General features: G+C 63.3%; 16 protein-coding genes. 3 read left to right on the top strand and 13 right to left on the bottom strand.

Annotated elements, in window-relative coordinates:
* Positions 1–112 precede the first annotated feature (112 nt).
* Positions 113–592, top strand: a complete 480-nt coding sequence (gene rlmH / locus BREU_RS09630; RefSeq protein ID WP_044089869.1) for a 23S rRNA (pseudouridine(1915)-N(3))-methyltransferase RlmH — start codon at positions 113–115, stop codon at positions 590–592.
* Positions 593–825: 233 nt separating this feature from the next.
* On the opposite strand, the gene BREU_RS09635 is transcribed toward rlmH, so the two are convergent.
* The 4 genes from BREU_RS09635 to BREU_RS09650 all read right to left on the bottom strand — a co-directional run bounded on the left by BREU_RS09635 (position 826) and on the right by BREU_RS09650 (position 8,403).
* Positions 826–1,935 carry a glycerophosphodiester phosphodiesterase family protein gene (locus BREU_RS09635; protein WP_044089868.1) on the bottom strand — a complete coding sequence of 370 codons (1,110 nt, stop codon included), beginning with the start codon at positions 1,933–1,935 and terminating at the stop codon, positions 826–828.
* A gap of 133 nt (positions 1,936–2,068) precedes the next feature.
* A complete protein-coding gene (locus tag BREU_RS09640; RefSeq protein WP_044089867.1) occupies positions 2,069–3,325 on the bottom strand; it encodes a glutamate--tRNA ligase family protein in 1,257 nt (418 codons plus the stop codon).
* Positions 3,326–3,748: 423 nt separating this feature from the next.
* On the bottom strand, positions 3,749–6,418 hold the full coding sequence (clpB, locus tag BREU_RS09645) for an ATP-dependent chaperone ClpB (protein ID WP_044089866.1): 2,670 nt from the start codon (positions 6,416–6,418) through the stop codon (positions 3,749–3,751).
* A 215-nt stretch (positions 6,419–6,633) separates the two neighbouring features.
* Entirely contained in the window at positions 6,634–8,403 is a 1,770-nt protein-coding gene (locus BREU_RS09650; protein WP_044089865.1) for a thiamine pyrophosphate-dependent enzyme, read from the bottom strand.
* 191 nt (positions 8,404–8,594) lie between these two features.
* Between BREU_RS09650 and BREU_RS09655 the strand changes: the two genes are divergently transcribed.
* Entirely contained in the window at positions 8,595–9,272 is a 678-nt protein-coding gene (locus tag BREU_RS09655) for a FadR/GntR family transcriptional regulator (protein WP_044089864.1), read from the top strand.
* A gap of 136 nt (positions 9,273–9,408) precedes the next feature.
* Here the strand turns inward: BREU_RS09655 and BREU_RS09660 are convergent, their stop codons facing one another.
* The 9 genes from BREU_RS09660 to BREU_RS09700 form a co-directional block, all read right to left on the bottom strand.
* On the bottom strand, positions 9,409–10,980 hold the full coding sequence (locus BREU_RS09660) for a S10 family peptidase (RefSeq protein ID WP_052382113.1): 1,572 nt from the start codon (positions 10,978–10,980) through the stop codon (positions 9,409–9,411).
* Positions 10,981–11,000: 20 nt separating this feature from the next.
* Positions 11,001–12,131: a histidinol-phosphate transaminase gene (gene hisC, locus BREU_RS09665; protein ID WP_044089863.1), complete on the bottom strand. Its 1,131-nt coding sequence runs from the start codon at positions 12,129–12,131 to the stop codon at positions 11,001–11,003.
* A 120-nt stretch (positions 12,132–12,251) separates the two neighbouring features.
* The gene (locus BREU_RS09670) at positions 12,252–13,727 is read right to left on the bottom strand and encodes a S10 family serine carboxypeptidase-like protein (protein ID WP_044089861.1); all 1,476 of its coding nucleotides are present in this window, start codon (positions 13,725–13,727) and stop codon (positions 12,252–12,254) included.
* Between the two features lie 82 nt (positions 13,728–13,809).
* The gene (locus BREU_RS09675; RefSeq protein WP_044089860.1) at positions 13,810–15,585 is read right to left on the bottom strand and encodes a M20/M25/M40 family metallo-hydrolase; all 1,776 of its coding nucleotides are present in this window, start codon (positions 15,583–15,585) and stop codon (positions 13,810–13,812) included.
* A complete protein-coding gene (locus BREU_RS09680) occupies positions 15,582–16,424 on the bottom strand; it encodes an ABC transporter ATP-binding protein (RefSeq protein WP_081886673.1) in 843 nt (280 codons plus the stop codon). The genes BREU_RS09675 and BREU_RS09680 overlap by 4 nt, the downstream gene beginning before the upstream one ends.
* Complete coding sequence (locus tag BREU_RS09685) at positions 16,421–18,373, bottom strand: dipeptide/oligopeptide/nickel ABC transporter permease/ATP-binding protein (protein ID WP_052382114.1); 1,953 nt, start codon at positions 18,371–18,373, stop codon at positions 16,421–16,423. Before BREU_RS09685 ends, BREU_RS09680 begins: the two co-directional genes overlap by 4 nt.
* A gap of 151 nt (positions 18,374–18,524) precedes the next feature.
* Positions 18,525–19,535, bottom strand: a complete 1,011-nt coding sequence (locus tag BREU_RS09690) for an ABC transporter permease (protein WP_202962229.1) — start codon at positions 19,533–19,535, stop codon at positions 18,525–18,527.
* Between the two features lie 144 nt (positions 19,536–19,679).
* Positions 19,680–21,272 (bottom strand): ABC transporter substrate-binding protein, encoded by a 1,593-nt coding sequence (locus BREU_RS09695; RefSeq protein WP_044089858.1) that lies wholly within the window; start codon positions 21,270–21,272, stop codon positions 19,680–19,682.
* 452 nt (positions 21,273–21,724) lie between these two features.
* The gene (locus BREU_RS09700; protein ID WP_044089855.1) at positions 21,725–22,546 is read right to left on the bottom strand and encodes a fumarylacetoacetate hydrolase family protein; all 822 of its coding nucleotides are present in this window, start codon (positions 22,544–22,546) and stop codon (positions 21,725–21,727) included.
* Between the two features lie 150 nt (positions 22,547–22,696).
* On the opposite strand from BREU_RS09700, the gene BREU_RS09705 reads away from it, so the two are divergent.
* The gene (locus BREU_RS09705) at positions 22,697–24,064 is read left to right on the top strand and encodes an RNA-binding domain-containing protein (RefSeq protein ID WP_044089854.1); all 1,368 of its coding nucleotides are present in this window, start codon (positions 22,697–22,699) and stop codon (positions 24,062–24,064) included.
* Positions 24,065–24,139: the final 75 nt, after the last annotated feature.

Consider the following 24,139-nt stretch of genomic DNA (forward strand, 5'->3'; position numbering starts at 1 on the left):
TACGTTTGCCGAGGTTTCAGCACCCCTTTTCTCACTAAACGTACGCTCACGGTCACTCAGCGTACGTTTAGTGAGATGGACAAGCATTATCCATCGTTGTTACGTGAGTAGTATGCAAATCGACATCATTGCGCCGGGCCGCGTGAAAGAACAGTATCTGCGCGACGCCATCGACGAGTATTCCAAACGACTTTCGCGGTACTGCAAACTCAGCATCATCGAAGTCGCGGACGAAAAGACGCCTGAGCATGCTTCGGAAGGCATCGAACGGCAGATCAAGGCCAAAGAAGGCGAACGCATCGCCAAGCACCTTCGTGACGGCGCGTTTCTCATCGCGCTGGCCATCGACGGCAAACAGCTCTCCAGCGAGGAATTCGCTGCCAAGATCGAGGATTGGGGACTGCACGGCGTCAGTCATATCCAGCTCGTGATCGGCGGATCAATCGGCCTTGACGACGCGATACTGCGCCGCGCGAACTTCAAACTCAGCTTCTCGAAGATGACGTTCCCGCATCAGCTCATGCGCGTGATCCTGCTCGAGCAGATCTACCGGGCATACAAGATCAACGCCGGCGAACCGTATCATAAGTAGCCAGCCAAGCATCTTCCTGGGCCGGACGCCCGCCCAAGCCGCCCGCCCGCCCAGGAAGATACCCACGGTGTAGGGATTACCCCATCGTGTAGGGAGTAGTTTTTACGATTCCGCGGAATTCCGCCATTCCGCATCCCTACATCATGGGAAAATCCCTACATGATGGGAAGTTCCCTACATGGTGGGAAGTTCCCTACATGATGGGCATATCCCGCCTACACCGCAGCACGGCGCTACCGTGCGTCGGGGACGAACGCCTCAAAGATGTGGCGGTCGAAGTACTGGTCGCACTGGGCCAGCTCGTCGCTGCTACGCACGGTCCAGGACACAGCCGTGGCACCCATCGCACGAGCCAGTCGCACCTGCGGCGAAGCGCCGCCGGTCCAGTCATAGGCCACGAAATCAGGACGCGACAGCCAATCGAACGCCAGCAGTCCGGCACCCCATTCCAGCGGGCCGTCCTTCTGCAGCTTCGCCGGCCAGCTCAACTGGCCGCGGCAGACCTCGGGGTGATGCTGCTTGTACCAGTTGACCGCGCCCGGATGGAAGGATTCGATGACGTACGGCCCGCGGTAGTCCTCAAGCAGCGCGTGCCCCTTCTCCATCAATTCCTCGGTGCGCGCATCCCAGGCGCTATTGTCGCTGAACTTGTATTCCACAATCAGCGGAGCACGGCCGGCCACCACCTTGAGTACGTCGGAGAACAGCGGCACGTGCTGATAGTAGCCTTCCGGCGCGGCGGACGGCGTGACCACGAGCGGCGGATTCGCATCGGCACCAGGCAGCGGCTTGGCCTTGAGATCGCCGGGCTTGGCACCGGGGAACAGCGGAATACGGGTGAGCTCGTCGTAGGTGAGATCCTCGACGCGACGCGGATCGCCGGCCACACGCAGCAAGTCGGCGTCATGCACCACGACCACCTGCCCGTCGAGCGTGAGCTGGAGGTCGAGTTCGATGCCGTAGCCGGCTTCGCAGGCGGCGGCGAACGCGGCCAACGAGTTCTCGGGGGCGATGGGGCCGGTGACCTCCGGACTGCCGTAGCCTGCCTTCATGGCCATGCGGCGGGCGAGCGCCACGTAATCGGCGTTTTCGGACATCGCCGTGTTGGTGGTGTCCGCCTGGGCGCTGATCGGGTCGTCGCCGGAGTACTCGGGCGCGTCGGCGGGGTTCACGAGGCCCGAGCCGGCGTCATGCAGGCCGCGGTGCGCATACCAGACCTCGGGGATGGACGGCACGAAGTTGCGGCGCTTGTCGTTGAACGAACGAGGGGCCACGGCCCATGCGGCGGCACCGGCGGCCGCAGCGCCGGCCAGTACCACATTTCTCAGCAATTTTGCAGACATTGGATTCCTTCCGTATCCTTCCGTTGCAGTGCTATCAGATTACCGCCCAACGGACGCCGGCATAGGCCAGTGTCCCATGAACGTCCCCATGAACAGCCCCATGAGCGTCTTGTGAAGGCGCACGAACGACTGGTTACACCGATAATGCGTCGGCGAGCCATGACGGGGTGAGGGGGTCACTCGGGTCAAGGGCCCTGTCGGGATGATCGGCGCGCAGAGGAGCCCAGCTGAAATCGGGAACCAACTCGGCAGCCGTGCAGGGCTCGGGGGTCGGACGGACGCGCAGCAACCAGGCGCAGTAGCCGATGATCTGTTCGGGGGCGATGCCACGCGCGCGCAGGGCACCCATGTCGAGCGAACGCTCGCGTTTGGCGAGACGACGGCCGGCCGCATTGTCAATCAGCGGCAAATGCGCGTACGCAGGATTCACCGGCGAGCGAAGACGGGAACCTACTCTGCCGGACGCACTACCGACGTGTGCGGCACAACCGGCATCAGCAAGCCGGGTGGCGTCGATGGTGATGGAATCCAGACGCGAGATTGGACATGCGGACGAGTCGCCCACCCCCATGCCCGGCGAGCATTCCGGCTGGAATCCGCCGGCGAGCAGGCATCTGCGGATCCACATCTGCAATGCCGTGGAGCGCAGCAGGTCACGCCCGCGCACGATGTCATCGACGCCCATGTCCAAGTCGTCCACGACCACGACAAGCTGGTAGCCGAACAGCCCATCCGCCCGGCGAATCACCGAATCTCCGACTTCGCGGGCCAGATCGTAGTCTTGCGGGCCGTATATGCGGTCATCGAACGACGCCGCTCCACCACGGATTCCTTCATGGACGGTTTCATGGACGGCGCTGGCATCGCCCCTGTCCGCGCAGTCACAGGAACCACCGATGGCATCTGAGGCAGCCGTCCACTCCCCCGCTTCGGGCATGGCGATGCGAATGGAATGCTGGTCTCCGTGCGCCAGTCGCGCCCGCACGGTTTCCGGGTGATCGTGGAGCAGTCGACGGCAGGTGCCGGGGTAGACCATGAAGCCGTCGCCCTCGTTCGGGGCAGAGGCGGCGCGGATGTCCGCGCGCGAGCAGAAGCAAGGGTAGACCACGCCATCCGCCTTGCGCAGGCAGTCCAGTGCGTATTCGTATCGTTTGGTGCGGCGCGACTGGTACATGGGCGAGGCCGCATTGTCCCAGTCGAGGCCGAGCCAGCGCAGGTCGTCCATCATCAGACGGTCGGCACCGGCGATCACACGCGGCTTGTCCACGTCCTCGATGCGCAGCAACATGCGCTCGCCGCGCGAACGGGCGGACAGCCAGGCGGCCAGCATGGCGTACACGTTGCCTATGTGCATGCGCCCCGATGGTGTCGGCGCGAATCGTCCGGTCATGACTGCTTCTTCTCCTCCACTGCGGGCACTCATTCCCCGTTTTCCCTACCATATGCGGCAGAAACATACACCATACGCACCGTAACTCCGTTGAATGAGGTACATTCCGGCCATTACAGACAGCTATCTGCCTTGAATGTGGTACCCGCACCGCGAAAGCGGCAGTATCGGAGAACGTAGCTCAACGTCATTCCGCCAGTTTCCGGCCTCCGATACTTGACCTCATACCTCATTGAACGCAGATACCTATCCGCGCAACCGGTGTACCTACCACACTCAACCGAGAAACCTACGGCACACCTTGCAATCTCTTTTCCGAAGATTCCCAAAACGGCAATGGCGGCCGTGAATCACTTCACAGCCGCCATGTCAGCCTTTTCATAACAACATGTACATCAACACGCTGCACTCATTCCCGCAACGTCACTTGTCTTCGGAGACGTTGCCGACTTCCACATCCGGGTCGTCGCCGACGATCTGGTCGCTGGCCCAGGCGGAGAGCTCGAGATGCTCGCCGCCGGTGTGGTCGACCAGCACGGTGTCGCCGTCGTGGACCTTACCGGCAAGCAGCATGCGTGCCAGCTGGTCGCCGACCTCGGTCTGCACCAGACGACGCAACGGACGGGCGCCGTACGCCGGGTCGTAGCCGGTGTTGGCCAGCCACTCGCGGGCGGAGTCGGTCACGTCGAGCGTGATGCGACGGTCGGTCAGGCGCTGGGCCACGGCATTGACCTGGATGTCCACGATACCGCCCAGCTCCTCGCGGGTGAGCGGGTGGAACATGACGATATCGTCCAGACGGTTCAGGAACTCCGGCTTGAAGTTCATGTGCACGGCGTCCATCACGGCCTTCTTCTTGGCGTCGGCGTCGAGATCCTCGTTCACGAGGAACTGCGAGCCGAGGTTGGAGGTCATGATGAGGATCGTGTTCTTGAAGTCCACGGTCCGGCCCTGGCCATCGGTCAGGCGGCCGTCATCCAGCACCTGCAGCAGCACGTCGAAGATCTCCGGGTTGGCCTTCTCGACCTCGTCGAAGAGCACCACAGAATACGGGCGACGACGCACGGCCTCGGTCAGCTGGCCGCCCTGCTCGTAGCCCACGTAGCCCGGCGCCGCACCAATCAGGCGGCTCACGCTCGCCTTCTCCATGTATTCGGACATGTCGATGCGCACCATGGCCTTCTCATCGTCGAACAGGAAGTCCGCGAGCGCCTTGGCGAGCTCGGTCTTGCCAACGCCGGTGGGGCCCAGGAACAGGAACGAGCCGGTCGGGCGGTTCGGGTCTGAGATGCCGGCACGCGAGCGGCGCACAGCGTCGGACACGGCCTGAATGGCTTCCTTCTGCCCGATCACGCGCTTGCCGAGGTAGTCCTCCATGTGCAGCAGCTTCTCGTTCTCGCCCTGCATCAGGCGGCCGACGGGGATGCCGGTCCAATCGGAGACAATCTCAGCCACGGAGTCGGCGTCCACGCGGTCCGGGACCATCGGCTCGCTATTCGGGTCAGTGGAGCCGGTGTCCTTGGACTCGGCATCCGCGTTCTCGGCGGCGGCGAGCTCCTTCTGAATCGCCGGAATCTCGCCGTACAGGATCTTCGAGGCTTCGGCCAAATTGCCCTCGCGGGTGAACTTGTCCGCCTGCACGCGCAGGTCGTCGAGCTTGGCGCGCAGCTCGCCAACCTTGTTGTGGCCGGCCTGCTCGGCATCCCAACGCGCCTTGAGCCCGCTGAGCTTCTCACGGGTATCCGCGAGTTCGGCCTGCAGCTTGCCCAAGCGCTCCTTGGATGCCGGGTCCTCGGCCTTCTTGAGCTGCATCTCCTCCATCTCGAGACGGGTCACCTTGCGCTGGAGCTCATCGATTTCCTCCGGGGAGGAATCGAGTTCCATACGCAGATGCGCGGCCGCCTCATCGACCAGGTCGATGGCCTTGTCGGGCAGCTGACGGCCGGAAATGTACCGGTTGGACAGCGTGGCCGCCGCGACCAGCGCATCGTCTCCAATCGTCACCTTGTGATGCGCCTCGTACCGCTGCTTCAGGCCGCGCAGGATGGCGATGGTGTCCTCGACGGACGGCTCGCCCACGTACACCTGCTGGAAACGACGCTCCAGCGCCGGGTCCTTCTCGATGTTCTCGCGGTATTCGTCCAGCGTGGTGGCGCCGATCAGACGCAGTTCGCCACGGGCCAGCATGGGCTTGAGCATATTGCCGGCGTCCATGGAGCCCTCGGCGGCACCCGCGCCCACGATGGTGTGGATCTCATCGATGAACGTGACGATCTGCCCGTTGGCGTTCTTGATCTCGTTCAGAACGGCCTTCAGACGCTCCTCGAATTCGCCACGGTACTTCGAGCCTGCCACCATCGAGCCGAGGTCAAGCGAGATCAGCTTCTTGCCCTGCAGGGTGGTCGGCACATCGCCGGCCACGATACGCTGGGCGAGTCCCTCGACGACGGCGGTCTTGCCGACGCCGGGCTCACCGATCAGCACCGGGTTGTTCTTGGTACGACGGCTCAGAATCTGAATCACACGGCGGATCTCCTGATCACGGCCGATGACCGGGTCGAGCTTGCCTTCCTTGGCGCGGGCGGTCAGGTCGGTGGAGTACTTCTCCAGCGCCTTGTACGAGCCTTCCGCATCCGGGCTGGTGACTTTCGCGCCGCCGCGCACGCCGGGCACGGCCTTGCGCAGGGCGGCCGCGGTCACGCCGTTCTTCTCAAGAATCTCAGCCGACTGGTTCGGCTTGCTGGCTGCGATGCCGATGAGCAGATGCTCGGTGGAGACGTATTCGTCGCCCATCTGCTGCATTTCCTTCTCGGCCTGGGCGATGGCCGCGGTCAGCTGACGGCTGGCCTGCGGTTGCGAGGTGGTGGAGCCGGATGCGCTCGGCAGCGCGACCAGCGCGTTGCGCACGGCGGCTCCGATGGCCTGTGCGTTGCCGCCCGCCGCCTCGATCAGCGAGCGCACCACGCCGTTCTCCTGACGCAGCAGCGCATCCATCACATGCAGGGTCTCGACCTGCGCGTTTCCAGCGGCGGACGCACTCTGAATGGCGTCGCCGACGGCCTCTTGGGCCATGGTGGTGAACTTCTGTTCCATGATGTGTTCCTCCAAAGTATTCTTGTATGCCCGCCCGAGGTTGCGCACGGTTTGCGATCCGGCCTTGGCGGCCCGATTGCTCGGCCCGCCGCTTGCCGAATCATGACCGCGCGCCCTAGGCGGGCATTCGTGTCATGTTCTGATTCATTCAACCGACCTATGGCACATTCTATTCCCAAAACTTGAGCGGAGGTGACTCAAGTTTTGGGATTCGGCTACTCCCGCGGCACGCGATCGGCATGCTCGGGCAGCGCGGGCGGGGTCGGCAGACCTTCGTGCACAAGGTTCCACGGCGAGGGGAAATCCGCCACCGGCACTTCGATCAGCGTCGGCGTCCGGCTGGCAAGCGCCTTCTCCAGCGCACGCCCCAGCTCCTGCGGGTCGAAAACACGCGCGTGGGCGATGCCGAACGCGTCTGCAAGCTTCATGTAGTCCGGGTCGGTCAGGTCCGAGGAGAACACTCGACCGCCGTAATTGCCGTTCTGAATGCGGCGCACATTGCCGTAATAGCCGTCGTTGAACACCACGGCGGCCACCGCCAGCCCGAACCGACGCATGGTGGACAGCTCCTGCAAGGTCCAGGAGAAGCCGCCGTCGCCGCTGACGGACACCACGCGACGGTCCGGCGCCGCAGCCTGCACGCCGAGCGACGTGGCGAATCCGAAGCCGAGCGTGCCCTCATAGCCCGGGCCGATGTAGGTCTCGGGGCTGTGGCGCGGCATGCATATCGCCGCCGCGTATCCGATCTGCGTGTATTCGCTGACGAATACGCCGTCCTTGCCGAGCACGCGCCCGATGACGTCGAGATATTCGCGCTGCGGGTCGAGTTGGGCGAGCGTCCGGTCGCTCCAGGCGCGCACCTCGGCCAGTTCCTCGCTCCGGTAGGCAGGCCGGTAGCCGACCACGGACTGCGCCACTACGGCAGCGTCATCGCCAGCGGCAGCACCCGCCGATTCGCTAGACGATTCACCATCACCAGCCGATTCGCCATCCACCCCACCAAGCAGCTCGACCAGCTTGGCGAGCGCCACCTTGGCGTCGCCCAGCACGGCAATCTCCGGGTGACGCGGGCCGGTCAGGTCCGCGGCGTCGGCGTTGATGCAGATGTACGGCACACCGTTCACATTGAGCTCGCCGCCGAAACTACCCACGAAGCGCGAGCCGACAGCGATGATGAGGTCGGCGGTCTCACGCAGTTTGCGGAACGCCACCTGATCGAACGCCAGCGGATCGTCAGCGTCGATGTCGCCGCGGCCATTCTCGGTGACCACAACAGGTGCCCCCAGCAGGTGCGCCAGTTCGGTGAGCTCCTTGGATGCGCCGGCCGCGCGCACGCCGCCGCCAGCGTAAATCAGCGGGCGCTGCGACCGGGCGACGCGCTCTGCGGCACGCCTGAGCACCTCGTCCGCAGGCACGACGGGCTCCGGCTCGACATATCCGGGAATCGCCAGATTGGCGGGAATCGACGCGGCGAGCACGTCCGGCGGAATCTCCAGCACCACCGGGCGCGGACGGCCGGACCGCAGCTGGCGGAACGCCTCGGCCACCAGGCCGGGGATGTCTTCCGCATGTTCAGCCATCGCGTGCCATTTGCACAGGCGCGCGATGATGCCGGTCTGGTCGGGCAGCTCATGCAATACGCCATCGCCCTTGCCGATCTGCGGAGTATCCACCTGACCGCAGATGAGCAGCACACGCGAATTCGTGGAGTATGCCGTAGCGAGGCCAGCGAGCGCGTTGAGCACGCCGGGACCGGGCACCACCATACCCACGCCTTCGCGCCCCGAGCTGCGCGCATAGCCGTCGGCCATGTAGGTGACGGCCTGCTCGTTGCGCGCGCAGATGTAGCGGATCTGCGCCTTGCGGTAGTAGAGCGCATCGCAGGCGGCGTCCAGCTGCACGCCGGGAATACCGAAGATGGTGTCTACGCCTTGCGCGATCAGGGCTTCGGCGAGCGCGTCGCCGCCGGTGGTGAATCGGGTCATCAGTCCTCCTCGATGATTATCGGATTGTTCCGTCCGTTGTCCTCACGTTTGTTGTCCACACGTTTTCTATAACTATAATAATGATTATTACGAATTAATGTACGGGCCATACGATGCCGCTGGCGGTACCCGCCCATGCTCTGCAAGGCGGTAGGCTGGGAAGATAGTGGCGACAACGCCAAGGAGGAAGCATGACCGTTACGCAATCGGTGTCCGGGACCGTGGCCGACGCGCTTGAGGAAGGCATCCGCACCCGCCATCTGCCGGCAGGATGCCGCATCGGCACGAAAACCGAACTGCTCGAGCAGTTCAACGTGGCCCCCGCGACGCTGAACGAGGCGCTGCGCATCCTGCGCGAGCGCCGCATCGTCATCGTCAAGCCGGGACCTAAGGGAGGCATCTTCGTGGCCGACCAGCCGCCGCTGTCCCGCTTGGCCTTGGAGATCGTCGACCTGAAGACCCAGCACAAGATCGACGTGAACAACGCGGTCGAGGTGCTGGATGGCCTGGATACGCAGGTCATGCATGACGCGGTGCGCTGCCGCACCGACCAGGACGTGGCCGACCTGAACGCGCTGCGCACGCCGCTGATCGAGCAATGGCACACACCCTCCAGCGAGGAGGTCAACTGGAAGCTGCACCGACGTATCGCGGACATCACCCCGAACCTCATGCTGCGCAGCTTCTACCAGAATCTGGTCGACTACATTCTGGCCGAGGACACCGATCCCACGCTGGGGGTGAGCGGCTTCGACCCGACCAGCGACGAGCGCCTGAAGATACATCTGGCCCTGATCGACGTCATCATCGACCAAAATGATGACCGCGTCGAAGCCGTGCTGCACGACCACCGCATGGTCAAGGCCTAGTGTCTCCTGCGTCAGAAGCTCGTTGACGACATGACTACCCCTCAGACCCGCTTCGCGTCTCTCCCCCAGTCAGCTTCGCTGACAGCCCCCTCGTCAGAGGGGGCCAGCACGCTCAACAAATTGCTGACGCAGACCGCTAGAACTGTCCGTCACGGTAGAACGCGCGCAGGTCGGCGTCCATGGCCTTGAGCGCGGCGGCATCCACATAGGCCATATGTCCGGTGGCATACAGTCCATACGAGATATTCGCGCGCAGCCGCGGTGCCAGAAACAGATGCGCGATGTCGTTGCGCGCCGAGAGATACGGGCAGGCCAGATCGTATTTGCCGCCCATCACCGCCACCTTGAGCAGCGGATTGCGCCGCATGGCCGCCGACAGGTCCAGCGCGGTATTCGGGCACATCATCGGCCCGTCCACTGCCGGCGCCTGATGCATCCAATTCCAATTCGGCTCCACCTGCATGTTGTTGAGCACCAGATACGGCCGGTTCCAGACATACCCAATATCATGCAACGCGGCACGGAACGCGCAGGTCTCCGCGGAATTGACGCCCGCCGTGGCCGCATCGTTCGTGGCCGGATCGGCACCGCCGGAGCCCACCACATAATCGTTGTCCGCCACGAACCGTGCGTCGAACCGGCCGATCATCTTGCCTTCCGAACCGCGCAACGCCGCACGGAAATCCTCCATGTCCAACCGCAGATGCCGGCGCAACAGCAGGCCCTTGTCCACGCCGATCAGTTCCGCCAGCCGCCGTGCCACCTCACGTTCCCGCTCGACGGGCAACCGGTCACCCTGAATCAGCGCGGCCGCATAATCACCCAACGCGAACGTCTCGGCCTCGCGCAGCAGATCATCGGTCACCGTCGCATTCGCCTCGACGGCGTCCTTGCCTGCGGCGAGCGCCTTATGATACGCCGCAGCCGCCGCATATGAGGGGATGAGATTGATGTATCCGGCATCGGACCCGGCTTGTTCGCCAGCCCAGTCGAGCAGATTGGACAGCATGACCACGCCGTTGAGATCGATGCAGCGGTTCTGGATCATGTTGGCCATGACCGCCACTCGCGTGGTGGCATAGGATTCGCCGAACAGGTACTTCGGCGCATTCCAACGATTGTTCGCGCCCAGCCAGTCGATCACGGCTCGGCTGAACACATCCGCATCCTGATCGACGCCCCATGCGCGCGAGGTGGGCACGCCGGGCGCCATCGTCGACCAGCCGGTCTCCGGCGCGTCGATGAACACCAGATCCGACCAGCGCAGCAGTGTATACGGGTTGTCTTCGATGGGATATGGCGCGGCCCCCGAAGGCTGTGGCGCCATGGATGGTGCCTTCTTCGGCCCGAAGCCGCCGGTGTTGAGCCACACGCTGGACGACCCCGGCCCGCCGTTGAACAGGAAGGTGACCGGACGCTCCCCGCCCGCCGCCGCAACGGCCGCCGCGTCGCCGGATACCTTCTGCGCCACATAGGAGACGGTGAACAGCGACGCTATCGGCGAACCGTCGTTCTCACGGATGTCCAGGTGACCGGCCGTAGCCGTGTAATCGATGGTCGATGAGCCATCGGTCCAGGTGAATCCACGCGAAACCGCCGCCGGATGCGCCGCAAAGCCTTCCGGTGCCGCGTTCGCCGCCGCAGCGGCAGCCGCAGCACCGATCCCAGTGGCAGAGCCAGTCACTCCTGCGATATCTTCCGTCATCATCAACACCATCCCTTCCGCTGTCACTCGCCCCACTGCTCGGCAGCCGCCGGCAGTTCACTGATTACGGACGCACAGGTCTCGATGACGAGATCGTTGGCCTCATGCGTGCCGATGGAGACGCGGATGCCGCAGCCGCTGAACACGCGCGCGATCACGCCCGCCTCGGTGAGCTTGTCGGCCACGGCGTCTGTCAGGCCGCCAAGCTGCAGCCAGAAATAGTTCGCTCCGGACGGTGGCACATGCCAGCCCTGCCCGCGCAGCGCGTCGATGATGCGCTCGCGCTCGGCGATGATGTCCTTGACGCGCGCGTCGAGCTCATCCTGCGCGTCAAGCGAGGCGACGGCGGCGGTCTGCGCCACATCCGAGACGGCGAACGGCAGCGCCACCTTGCTCATCTCGTTGATCACCGGCACCGGGCCGATGCCGAAGCCGATGCGCAGGCCCGCCAGACCGTAAGCCTTGGAGAACGTGTGCGCCACCACGACGTTCGGGTACTTGCGGTAGAGGTCCATGGCCACTTCGGTATCCGAATCGGTGTTGAACTGGTAGTAGGCTTCGTCGAAGAGCACCACGACGTCGCTCGGCACGGCTTCCATCAGCTGTTCGGCCTCAGCGCGTGAGACGGTGGTGCTGGTCGGGTTGTTGGGGTTGTTGACGATGATCAGGCGCGTGCGATCGGTGATGGCGTCGATCATCGCGGGGATGTCGTGCCTCAGGTCGACGGTCAGCGGTACTTCGACCGGGGTGGCGCCGGCGCCGCGCACGATGATCGGGTAGGCTTCGAAGCTGCGCCACGGGTAAATGACCTCGGTGCCTGGTCCGGTCAGCGCGTTCACCAGTTCGGTGATGATCTCGGAGGAACCTGCGCCCAGAATGATGGCGGCCGGATCCACGTCGTATCGCTTGGCGAGGCGCTCCACCACCTTCCAGCCGTGCATATCCGGGTACCGGTTCATCGTGGCGAGCGCGGATTCGTCGATCGCCTTGACCACGGAAGGCAGCGGACCGTACGGGTTCTCGTTGCTGGAGAGCTTGAACGCGCGACGGTCCGTGGGCGCGGGCTTGCCCTGACGGTAGACCGGAATCGAGGCAAGATCCTCCCTGTGGCGGAAAGCGGCGATGCTTTCAGGAGCCGAGGATGCTGCAGTCATAATCATGTTCCTTTCTTTATTATTACTTCCGTATGATTCCGTTGCGTTGCTGCGGTGACGCATGCGGCTCGCGCCGCGCAACGGATGGCATACCGTATCGGGCGGATCGTTCGGCGAGGCTCAGCGGCCGGTAACGAAGTCGGCGAGGTCGTGGTTCAGCGACACGGACGATTCGCGATCGGTGTAGGTCATGTGGCCGGCCGGGTAGATGCGTTGCACCACGCTGCCTTCCGGCGCGTCGATCGAGGCGATGAGCGCATCCGACGCGCCCACGGTGGTGATGGTGTCGTAGCAGCCGTTGACCACCATCAGCCGGAATCCGGCCACCTGCTGCAGGCAGTATTCCACCGCCCCCGCGTAATCGAATTCGTCGAACGGCGACTTTTTCTCGCCCGCGCTCACCGAATCGCTGGGCGCGCCCACGCTCCAATCCCAGACGGACCATACGTCGCCCGGCGCCTCCACATGAGTGATTGCGCGATCCACGCCGAGCAGGTCGTTGTAGAACAGGTGCACGCACGCGGACAGCACCGGCTCGACACGGCTGCTGGAGGGGTCGACCGGATAGGTCGGCGAGGCGGTGGCCTTGTACCGTGCGTCGTACACGCCCAGCACGTCGCCGTCGTCCTCCAACAGCATCGAACGGAACCGGTCCTTGGAGATGTTGAGTCGGTTCTTGAGCCATTCGGCGGTCTTGATGCCGGTGATGCGCTCAAGCTCGGCGGCCACCGCCCGGCGCTCCTCGGCCGGCAGCCGGGAGCCGGTGTACAGGGCGTGCAGGTAGGGGCCGTACGCGTACTCGCGCGCATGATCGATGGCCTCGCGCCAATCGGCGGCGTCGAGCGAACCTTTGTGGTGATACCAAGCGACTGCGGCCATCAATGGCAGCGAGCTGGCCGGCGCCACCACCGAACGCAGACGATCGTGCACCTCCTGGATGTTCGTGGTGGTACCCATCAGGATCACGCCGGCGGGCGCTATCGCGGTGTCGCCGAGCTCGAGTAGCGCCTTGGCCATGAGCGGCGCGCGCACGGTGCCGTAGCTCTCGCCGAGAATGTACAGCGGCGAGGTCTCGCGCCCCTCCAGCACCATCCAACGCGCGGCGGCTTCGGCGAACTGCCGGGCGTCCTCGCGGGCGGTGTACTTGGATTCCACGTCCACATCCTGCTCATAGCGCCCGTATCCGCAGCCGATGGCGTCCATGACCAGCAGATCGCAGACGGTCAGCAGCGAGGACGGGCTGTCCTCCAGATGGAAGGAGTCGCGCACCGGGGCCGTGAGGTCGTCGCTGAACGCAGCGCGCTTCGGCCCGATGCCGGAGAGCAGCAGCGCGGTGCTGGCCACGATCGGCCCGCCGTTGAACAGTACGAGCACCGGACGCGCCGGGTCGGCATGGCCGTCGAGCTGCCGCACGAACGAGGTGACGGACATGCGTCCGACCGGCCGGCGGTCCTCGTCTGATCGCGGCACGTCAATCAGGCTCACACGCGTCTCGTACTCAATCCGCTCCCCTGTTTCGTTGGTGAAGTCCAGCCGGACGGCCTTGTCTAGGTCGGGGGCTGCCGGACCTGGCTGGTGACGGGATTCACTGCTCATCCGTTGTCCTTTCCGCGCTTGTGCGCCCATCGATGCCCGCGTTGTTTCACGCTATGTTTCACGGTTGTTTCACGACTCTGTTTCACAGTACTCTGTCCAATCTGGTCAAGGCGAGGAGGTACAGCTTGGCGGCAGTCAGCAGATTCCTGAGGTTCACGCATTCGTCCGCGCTGTGGGCACCGCCCTCGTCCGCGCTCATGCCGTCCGGCTTGCCCGGGCGTCCAACCTTGCGCGCGATGTCGTCCATGTACCAGAAGTCCGCGCCGAACGTGACCGATTGCGGCAACAGACGCGAATGGGTGCCGCCGCCCATCGTGAACGGCCGCTTGTCCGCATCAAAGAAATCGTTGAACGCCCGGCTCAGGGTCACACATGCCGCGCTGTTCGGGTCGATGCGGTACGCCGGCTCGTCGTGCAGCGATTCGACGCGCACACCCGGCATGGCGTCGACGGCGGCGCGAAGCCCGGCTTCCAGATTGGTGCCGTTGACGGAGACCGGGTACCGGCTGTCGCAGTGCAACAGCAGCCGGCTGGGACTTCCGACGGGGCATTGGGACTGGCCAGCATCCTCCGGCTGTGCGGCACCGTCTTCGCCGCCTTCAATCTTGGTAAGGCCGGGCTCGACCTTGTCAAGCTCGACCTTACCCAGGTTGAAGGTCAGCGGGCCGGATTCGTCGGCGCACGCGATGCGAAGTCCACGGCCGTCCGTGGACTTCGCGATGGCGAACAGCGCGCGGGCCGTGGCCAGTTCCGCGGCATGATCGGCCCCTGAGAGCAGACCGGATTCGCTCAGGAATCCGGCGAGCAGCATGATGGCGTTCACCGTGCCCGCCTGAAACGCCGCATGCCCCGCCACGCCTTGCGCGTGGAGGGTGACCGAAGGAGCCTTGCCGGCGGTGTCGAAGCCGTTATATCCGGAATCATCGGCGGCAGACAGTTCCCAACGAATCACGTTACGATAGCACGCCGGAGCGGCTGCGAGCGCAGCCTCGACCTGACCGGCTGCGAAGCCGGACAGCAGTATCGAAGCCTCGCCTGGTACCGCGTTGGCGGCGGAGCCGGCGGTGAAATGACGCCAGATACCGGGCGCAGGCATGCTCAGCACCATCTGTAGGATGCCTTTCTGCCCATAGTTGACCGGGAACGGACCGTCAGTGACCACGCTGAACTTGGCCGCCCGCTCATGCCGCAGGTATCCGCGCAGATCGTTCATGCAGGTCTCCTCGCCGCCGCCCATCAGCGCACGTACACGATGACGCATCGGCACGTGAAGCTCGCGGAGCATACGCAGCACGAACAGGTTCACCAGCGACGGCCCCTTGCAGTCCTGCACGCCGCGCCCGAAAACGAACTCGCCTTCCCGGGTGAGCCGGAACGGCGCCCGCGTCCAGCCGTCACCGGCCGGCACTACGTCCAGATGGCTGATCAATGCAATCTCGTCGTCACCGCCGACCGGCAGATCGGCACGGGATTCACCATCTTCCACGGCCGCAGACAGCGCGTATCCCGCGTGATCGCTTGGCTGCAGGCCCATGGCGCGCATGTCCGCGGCAGCGGTGTCGAACATCTGAGCCACAGCCGGACCCAGAGGCGTCGAAGCCGATGGGCACTCAGCCTCACCGCCGGCATCGCCAGCGGCAATCGCAGCACCGGCGATGCCGGCATACCGGTCATCGCAGATCGAGGGCACGGCGACCCAGCGGGACAGCGTCTCTTCGAATTCCTCAGCATGCGCGTCCAGCCATACATCCGCCTTGGCCATCAGCGCACGCTCGTCGGCGGACAAATGGGCTCCGTGGTCTTCGGACCGCACAGTCTTCGTCATCTCCGTCATCGCCGCCAATCCGACTGCGCTCATCGCTGCCCCTCGGGCTGCGGAGCACCGGCGGCGAGCGCCGGATCGAGCAGCACGTCGCGCCCGGCGTCGCCCAGCGATGGGATCGCGCCGACCAGCGAGCGCGTGTACGGATCCTTCGGACTCCTGACGATCTGCTCTGCCGGCCCGACCTCCACGATGCGCCCGTGGTGCATCACGGCGATGTCGTCGCAGATGTATCGGACGGCGGCCAGATTATGACTGATGAACAGCATCGACAGGCCCAGCTGCTCGTGCAACGAACGGATGAGGTTGAGCACCACGGCCTGCACGGACACATCCAATGCCGACGTGATCTCGTCGGCCACGATGAGTTTCGGCCGCACGGCAAGGCATTTGGCTACGGCGATGCGCTGGCGCATGCCGCCGGACAATTGGTCGGGCATCTTGGAGGCCACTTCGGCCGGCAGATGCACGAGCCTCAGGAGTTCCGCCACGGAATCACGAAGCTCTTCGGCGCTCAGATGCTCGTAGGTCTCCAGCACCTCGCCGATCGCGTCACCCACGCTCATGCGCGGGTTGAGCGAGGAATAGGGGTCCTGGAACACCATCTGCACGATTTCGGCGCGCGCATGGCCGCGGAGCTTCGCGCGGTCGTGTTGGCTCAGGCCGTCGATGATGATCTGTCCGGAATCCAACGGCTGCATGCCCACGATGGCCTTGGCGAGCGTGGATTTGCCGGAACCGGATTCGCCCACCAGGCCGAGCATCGCGCCGCGCTTCATGGTCAGAGAGATGTGGTCGGCCGCGTGCACTACGGAGTCGCGCTTTTCGAAGGTGATGCAGGCGTCGCGGACTTCAAGAATCGTTTCGTTGCTCATCGCTCCTCCTTCACGGCTGCGGTTTCAGCGGCGGCATCGGCAGCGCCGGTGGCGTCCGCGATGGTTTTCGCCGAAGCGGCAGGTGCATCGTCATCGGCCAGATTGGCGGACTGCTGCGAAACGAGCTCGTCGTCGATGGTGACCAACGGCCGGCTCTTGTCGGTCTCCAGCGTCGGAATCGAGCTGACCAGGGCGCGTGTGTACGGATGCTTGAGTTTCTCAGGTGTGCGCAGCAGCGCGGTGTCGAAGATCTCGACTATCGCACCGTGGTACATCACCATGATGCGGCTGCAGATTTCGCCGAGCACGGCGATGTCGTGCGAGACGATGACCGCGGCCTGCCTGTTGCGCGCGCATTCGTTGCGCAGCAGGGCGAGCACCTGCTTTTGCACGGTGACGTCGAGGGCCGTGGTCGGCTCGTCGGCGATGATCAGCTTGGGGTGATTGATCTCGGCCATGGCGATCATCGCGCGCTGGCGCATGCCGCCGGACAGCTCGTGCGGGAACTTGCGTTCGGCGTGCTGCGTGGGGTCGATGCCCACGTGCTCCAGCGCCTCCACCGCGCGCTCCATGGCCTCCCTGTGCGGTGTGCCGTTCTGGCATTCGAGCACTTCGGCCAGCTGACGGCCCACGCGCATGGACGGGTTCAGCGCGGTCAGCGAATCCTGGAACACCACGCCGATGCCGGAGAGCAGCTTGCGCTTGTCCTTCGGCAGCATGCCGACGATGTCGGTGCCTTCGAACCGAATCGAGTCGGCGGCCACATACGAGCCGGGCGCGGCCAAATCGGCCACGGACATCATCGTCAGCGACTTGCCCGAGCCGGATTCGCCCACCAAGCCGACGATCTCGCCGGCTTCAATATCGAAGCTGATGCCCTTGACCGGCGTGTTCCAGCGCTTGCCCTCCGGGAAAGAGATGGTCAGGCCGCGCACGGACAGCACCGGCGCAGGACGGGGCACAGTCACCACGGCGGCCTGCGGGTCCTCGGCGCGCAGCCGCTCGACCTCGGCACGATGCTGTTCGGTACGCTCGGCGGCGGCCTCGACCACCAGATCCATGTTGGTCTTGTCCAGCATCTTGGGCGGGTTGTCGAGCTCACGCTTCGACATCGCGCTCGGCAACGGCTTGTAGGCGCGGCGGATCTGGTTGGAGATGCCTTCACCGAACAGGCTGAAGGCGAGACCCGCGAACACAATTGCGATGCCCGGCCCTACGGCGGCCATCGGCGAGACATACACCTGGGAGAAGCCTTCGTTGATCAGTCGGCCCCAATCGTAGACGGGCGGCTGCACGCCGAGGCCGAGGAAGCTCAGGGAGCTCATGGCGAGGATCGCGCCGCCGATTGACTGGGTGACGTTGGCCACGAACGGTTCGGCGACTTCGGGAAGAATGTAGTAGAAGACCTGTCGTCGGCCGGAAACGCCGAACATGCGCGCGGCGGCCATGTAATCCGCGCCTGCGACCGTGGCGGACAGCGTCTGCGCAAGTCGCGCGAACGTCGGCGTCATCGTGATGGTCAGGGCGATGGTGGTGGCCGCGGCACCGGTGCCGAGCGCGATCACCGTGAGCATCGCGAGCAGAATCACCGGGAAGGCAAGCCAGACGTTGATGATCGACGACGTCCAGCGTTGCGCGCGTTTGCCGAACACCACCGGCACCGCGCCCACGACGATGCCGAGCACGGCGGATACGGCGGTGCAGATCAGTGCCGTGACCAGCGACAGGCGCGTGGCCACCATCGTGCGGGCGAAGATGTCGCGTCCGAGTTGGTCGGTACCGAACCAGTGCTCGGCGGAGGGTTTGCGCAGCAGGAACATCGGGTTCTCGGTGTTCGCCGCCGCGCCCCACACGGCGGGGGCGATGACCGCGAGCACGACGAGCACGACGATCATCGCGCCGGACACTATCACCAGCGGCGAGGAGAGGAACTGCTTCGTGCGTTTCATGACTGGTACGCTCCCTTATTCCTGATTCCGTTCTTGATTCCGATCCGGTGTCCGGCACTGATTCCGGTCCGGTTTCCGAAGATTGTGTGCTGCTCCGGGACTGCGCTGTGTGCGCGATCCGCAAACCAATCGTGTGCCATACCGCTGCTCATCATGCGGTCTCCAGCATGGTCGAACGGCGTTCGAGCAGCGCCACCACCACATCCACGAGGAAGGTGATGAGCAACACCAGGAAGCCATAGACGAGCGCCAGGCCCTGGACTATGCCGTAGTCGCGTGAGGTGATGGCGTTGGTGAACGCGGTGCCCATGCCCGGCCAGTTGAAGACCTGTTCAATCAGCACGGTGCCGGTCATGATCTGCGCGAGCGTGTTGCCGGCGAGCACCATGATCGTGGAGACCATGTTCGGCATCACATGACGCCAGTAGATGCGCATCGGGCTCAGGCGCTTGCCGCGGGCGGTACGCACATAGTCATCGTTCAGGGTGTGGAAGGTCTGGATGCGGGCGATGCGCGAGAGCGAGCAGATGGACGACAGCGAGAGCGCGGCCACCGGCAGCACGAACGATGCAGGACTGTTCGCGCCGGCCACCGGGAACAGTTTGAGGTTCACGGCGAGCACGGCGACCAGAATCACGGCCACCAGGTAGTCCGGGATATTGCCGAAGAAGCCGGTGATGCCAGTGAACACGAGCTCGCTGCCACGATGGCGGTCGCCCTGCGTGTGCACGGCCATCGCCATGCCGATCGGGATGGAGAATACGAGAATCACCAGGAAAGCCAGCACGGCGAGCGCCACGGTCCACGGCAGTCGCGTGGCCACGATCTCGGACACCGAACGGCCCGAGATGATGGAGATGCCGAGGTCGCCGTGGAACAGTCCGGCGATGTATTGCGCGTACTGGATGGGCAGCGGCTTGTCGAGGCCGAGCGTGGCCCGGCGTTGAGCCACCAGTTCGGGCGATGCGGTGACGCCGAGCGCGTTGCGCACCGGGTCGCCGCCGGAGAATCGCAGCACCACGAACGCCACGGTGACGATGACCCAAAGCGCTACGACCGTGCGCACGAGTCGTCGAACGACGAAATTCACCCATGGATTCATGCGGCGGTGAGTCCGGCGGGTCGTTGTGACACCTGACGCCGTGCTGCTGCTTTCGCTCACGATATACTCCTTGGTTTCCTTGGTGCCATAGGTTGGTTTTGGTTTGATTTTGATTGGTATTGATTAGCTCTGATTGGCTCCGGGCGCGGACAAGAGCCTGCAGGATGCGCCCTGCAGGCCTTGTATAATCCGGCTCGTCTGCTGTCAGGCGGCCTTGAAGGTGGTGGGCAGGAAGTTGTTGCCGTCAGTGCTCACCGTGAAGCCCTTGGCGTAGTACTTGTCCCAGGACTGGGCGATCGGCAGCAGCGTCACGTTCTTCATCAGCTGGTCCTCGGCCTTCTGCCATGCGGGGCAGGATGCCTCACCGGCCTGTGCGGCGGCCGTGTTGGCGAGCTGGATGTAGTCCTGGTCCTCGTTGTACGTCCAGTTGCCGCCGTTGGGGACCACGTCGCCGGAGAGAATGCCGAACCATTCGGCCGGGGTGTTGGCGGTGATGCCTGCGATCACCACATCCCAGTCGCCGCCGGAGAAGATGACTTTGGTGTACTGATCGGACGGGGCGAGCTGGGCATCAATACCGACTTCCTTGAGTTCCTTCTGCACGAGCTCGACACCTGCGGCCACGGCAGCGCCGGACGTGGAGTTGTAGAGCAGCTTGATGGTGAGCTTCTTGCCGTCCTTGGTGCGCACGCCGTCGGAACCGGCCTTCCAGCCCGCCTCGTCAAGCAGTTTCTTGGCGTCCTTGGCGTCCGTCTTGGCAATGGCGCTGGAGGAGTCGAATCCGGCGCAAACCGAAGAGCCCGCAGGCATGATCGTCTTCATGACCTCGCCCTTGCCGGACGTGATGGCCGTGCCCACCTTGGTGCGGTCGATGGCTTCGGCGATGGCCTTGCGCACTTCGAGCGTACCCGTGGCGCGGTCCTTGTTCTGGTTGAAGAACGCAGTCATCGGCATGGAGCCGGCATTCACGTCCTTGTAGGTGGTGGTGTCGACGCGGTCCTGGTTGGTGCCGCTGAGCTTGGCGAGGTTGAGCTCACCGGAGCTGAGCATGTTGACCTGCGTGGACTGATCGGTCACCACACTGGCCACGATGGTCTTGGGCAGGTCGGTGATCTTGGTGCCGTCCGGCAGACCGGACTTGTAGTCGTCGTTGCGCACGTACGTGTACTTCTGGCCTTCGGTTGCGCTGTCGAGCTTGTAGGGGCCGGTGCCGAACGTCTTGGCGTCCATTGCCGAGGGGTCTTTGAGACCGGCCGGGCAGACGATGGGCAGCTGGCCGACTTCCTCGGCCAGGAAGCTTTGCGGGGTGCTGACCTTGAAGGTCACGGTCTTGGCGCTGTCGTCCGCGCTGACCTCGACGCCTTCGGGCACATAGACGCCGTTGTATTGGGAATCGGGGGCCTCATTGATCACATAATCGAAAGTGGCCTTGACGTCGCTGGCCTTGAGCGGGGTGCCGTCGGAGCAGACCACGTCGTCCTTCAATGTGAAGGTGGCCTCGGTGGCTGTGGCCTTCCAGTCCTTGGCGATATTGCCCTTCGGCTGCTGGTCGGCCTGCATGACGAGCAGGCCCTCATAGGCGAGGGTGGCGAGCTGCACGCCGTCGCCTGTGGCGTTGGTGAGCGGGTTGAGCTTGCCCGGATCCTGCTGGATCGCGTAGTTCACGGTTTCAGGAACGCCTGCCGATGCGGTCGCCGAACCGTCGCCGCTCTGGCCGCTGCCGCAGCCCGCAAGAAGCATTGCCAGTGCGCACACGCCGGCCGTTGCAGAGCTTGCCGTAATCATATTCCGTTTCATATCGCACCTTCCTCTTTGGGTCATTCCACTGATCGCCCGTTCGGCAATGGGGCGCAGCCACATCGATGGCTGCCTGCCTCTTTGTGCACCTCCACGCGGGTATTCAATAGAATGAATATAATGTTATGAATCAATGTGGCGATTATGTTTCCGTCATGCAACATCAAGGAAACAGTGGCTGTTGTGCATCGTCGCACCCGCCACAAACGGCTCAATGACGCCATTGTCATATAACCTTGAACATCGTCCCACTATATGGACCACGGCTTGGCGCGCCCTAGTGGTCCGCGTCATTCATTCGTTGACGAATTCACCACCCCTCAGTTCCGCTTCGTCACCCACCAACCAACCCCCAACAACAGAAGTCGCAGAACTATGTGAAACGAAAACACAAAGGCCCAGCCACCTCCCCAAACAGGAAAGATGACCGGGCCAGTGTTTTGCCAGTCAGCTTACGCGCGCACGATCACGTTGCGCAGGTCGCCGATGCCTTCCACGTGCACGATGGTCTCATCGCCGGGGTCGAGATGGCCGGAGGCGTTCGGCGTGCCGGTCATGATCACGTCGCCGGGCAGCAGCGTGGAGAACGAGGAGATCGCGGCGATCTGCTCCGGGATGCCGTGGATGAGGTTCGCGGTGGTGCCGGAAGCCATCGGCACGTCCTTGCCGTTCAGCGTGAACGAAATGTGGGCGTCGCGCCAGTTGAGGTCGTCGCGCATCACGATCCACGGGCCAAGCGGGCAGGAGGTGTCGAAACCCTTGGCGCGCGTCCACGTGGGGTCGATACCCTGCAGGTCGCGCAGCGTCACGTCGTTGACGCAGGTGAAGCCGAGCACGTAGTCCATCGCGTTCTCCACGGACACGTTCTTGGCGATGCGCCCCATCACCACGGCCACCTCGGGCTCGAAGTTCATGTCCTTGGAGCAGGCCGGGTAGACGATCGGGTCGTCTGGACCGATCACCGAGGTGGACGGCTTGGTGAAGATGACCATGTCCTCCGGCGCGTGCGCGATCTCGGAATGGCCGGCTTCGTGCATGAACTGCGCATGGGCCTCATAGTTCTTGGCCAGACCGTAGACCTTGGAGGGGATCACCGGGGAGAGCAGGCGGATACCGTCGGCGTCGAGCGCGTAACGGTTGCCCGTGGGGGTGACCTGACCGCCAGACAGCGGATGGCCGTCCAGCTCGACGAGATAGTCCTTGCCGTCGTTCTCGTCCTTCTGCACGAAGGCGTAACGCGGCGAATCATTCAGCGAAAAACGTGCAAGTCTCATAGCCATAGCCACCAGCCTACTACGGCGGGCCGCCGCCTTATCTATCTCATCTATCTTCTATCTTATCTTCTACCTTACGAGAAGGTAGAAGATAAGATAGAAGATAATAGATAAGATAGAAGATAATGCACTACCGAAGGAAGCAACGCGATGGAAAAACTCATTGAAGGCCCCCATCTGGAATTCAAACGCACATGGGTGGACGGTGCCAAACGATCAGCCATCGCCTTCGCCAACACCGACGGCGGCACCATATACCTCGGTGTTGAAGACGATGGCACCGTTATAGGCATCAACGACATCGACGAAACCATGCGCCGTGCGACGCAAGCGATTTCTGACGGCATACGTCCCGATGTCATGAGCTTTGTCTCCATTGATGTCGAAACAATGCAAAGCATGCCAATTGTGGCCGTACATGTACAACGGGGAGCACATCGCCCCTACTATCTAGCCGATAAAGGGATCAGGCCTGCAGGCGTATATATCCGTTCAGGAGCAGCTTCCATCCCGGCATCAGAATCCTCCATCATCGACATGATCAGGCAGACCGCAGGCGACTCCTTCGAAGATGCGATATCCCTCAATCAGGAACTCACCTTTATCGCAGCCCAGCAAGCATTCGCAGACGCGGCACTGTCATTCACGCCACAAGCACAGCGCACACTTGGGCTGGTTAATGCAGACGGAGTTTACACCAATCTGGCCTGGCTGCTCTCAGATCAATGCGATGCCTCAATCAAAGCCGCCGTATTCGCAGACGAAGTCAAGGAAGTATTCCTGAACAGGCAGGAATTCACAGGTTCGCTCATCACCCAATTCAATCAAGTCAATGAATTCATAGCACGGCATAATGCAGTGCGCTCACATACGGGCGAGGCGATGCGCCGCGTGGATAGCTACGACTACTCCCCCTTGGTATTGCGCGAGGCATTGCTCAATCTCATTGTCCATCGCGATTACGGGCTCTCAGGTCCTGCACTCATCAGCGTGTTCAGCAATCACATGGAATTTCTCAATCTCGGCGGACTGCCGGCAAACTTCACTCGCGCAGACATGATGAACGGCATCTCCTCTCAGCGCAATCCCAAACTAGCCAACGTATTTTACCGTCTCAACCTCGTAGAGGCATATGGCACAGGCATCCGAAGAATCGTCGGAGATTACAAGAACTGCGCGACTCAGCCTTCATTTGATATCAGTGATCACGCATTCCGTCTGGTTCTTCCCAAACATCAACAAACGCCTTTCCCCTCGGCGCAATCATCGCTCCCATATTCCGGAACGCCGAGCGTCAACTCAGCTTCAGAAGCCGCGCTGCCAATTAGGCAACAACGAATTCTCGATTACGCCAAAGAACACGGCAGCATCACCCGCAAACAAGCGCAATCGGTTATCGGAGCCTCACAATCCACAGCAGCGAAAACCATCAACGCATTGGTCAACGGCCAATTACTGATACGCACAGGCAGCGGACCGCAGACAAAGTACCAGCCGGCTACAGAATCGTCGCACTAAGCGCGTTCGCCGCTGAGGAACCGGGCTTTCCGCCACTTTACCGCCAGCTTTCCGCCACTTTACCGCCAGCTTTCC

Source organism: Bifidobacterium reuteri DSM 23975, from assembly GCF_000741695.1.
Taxonomy (GTDB): Bacteria; Actinomycetota; Actinomycetes; order Actinomycetales; family Bifidobacteriaceae; genus Bifidobacterium; species Bifidobacterium reuteri.

What these genes read in the sequence shown, in the direction of transcription:
- rlmH (WP_044089869.1), top strand. Translation starts at nt 113, where the DNA reads ATGCAAATCGACATCATTGCGCCGGGCCGCGTGAAAGAACAGTATCTG.
- BREU_RS09635 (WP_044089868.1), bottom strand. Translation starts at nt 1,935, where the DNA reads ATGTCTGCAAAATTGCTGAGAAATGTGGTACTGGCCGGCGCTGCGGCC.
- BREU_RS09640 (WP_044089867.1), bottom strand. Translation starts at nt 3,325, where the DNA reads ATGACCGGACGATTCGCGCCGACACCATCGGGGCGCATGCACATAGGC.
- clpB (WP_044089866.1), bottom strand. Translation starts at nt 6,418, where the DNA reads ATGGAACAGAAGTTCACCACCATGGCCCAAGAGGCCGTCGGCGACGCC.
- BREU_RS09650 (WP_044089865.1), bottom strand. Translation starts at nt 8,403, where the DNA reads ATGACCCGATTCACCACCGGCGGCGACGCGCTCGCCGAAGCCCTGATC.
- BREU_RS09655 (WP_044089864.1), top strand. Translation starts at nt 8,595, where the DNA reads ATGACCGTTACGCAATCGGTGTCCGGGACCGTGGCCGACGCGCTTGAG.
- BREU_RS09660 (WP_052382113.1), bottom strand. Translation starts at nt 10,980, where the DNA reads ATGATGACGGAAGATATCGCAGGAGTGACTGGCTCTGCCACTGGGATC.
- hisC (WP_044089863.1), bottom strand. Translation starts at nt 12,131, where the DNA reads ATGACTGCAGCATCCTCGGCTCCTGAAAGCATCGCCGCTTTCCGCCAC.
- BREU_RS09670 (WP_044089861.1), bottom strand. Translation starts at nt 13,727, where the DNA reads ATGAGCAGTGAATCCCGTCACCAGCCAGGTCCGGCAGCCCCCGACCTA.
- BREU_RS09675 (WP_044089860.1), bottom strand. Translation starts at nt 15,585, where the DNA reads ATGAGCGCAGTCGGATTGGCGGCGATGACGGAGATGACGAAGACTGTG.
- BREU_RS09680 (WP_081886673.1), bottom strand. Translation starts at nt 16,424, where the DNA reads ATGAGCAACGAAACGATTCTTGAAGTCCGCGACGCCTGCATCACCTTC.
- BREU_RS09685 (WP_052382114.1), bottom strand. Translation starts at nt 18,373, where the DNA reads ATGAAACGCACGAAGCAGTTCCTCTCCTCGCCGCTGGTGATAGTGTCC.
- BREU_RS09695 (WP_044089858.1), bottom strand. Translation starts at nt 21,272, where the DNA reads ATGAAACGGAATATGATTACGGCAAGCTCTGCAACGGCCGGCGTGTGC.
- BREU_RS09700 (WP_044089855.1), bottom strand. Translation starts at nt 22,546, where the DNA reads ATGAGACTTGCACGTTTTTCGCTGAATGATTCGCCGCGTTACGCCTTC.
- BREU_RS09705 (WP_044089854.1), top strand. Translation starts at nt 22,697, where the DNA reads ATGGAAAAACTCATTGAAGGCCCCCATCTGGAATTCAAACGCACATGG.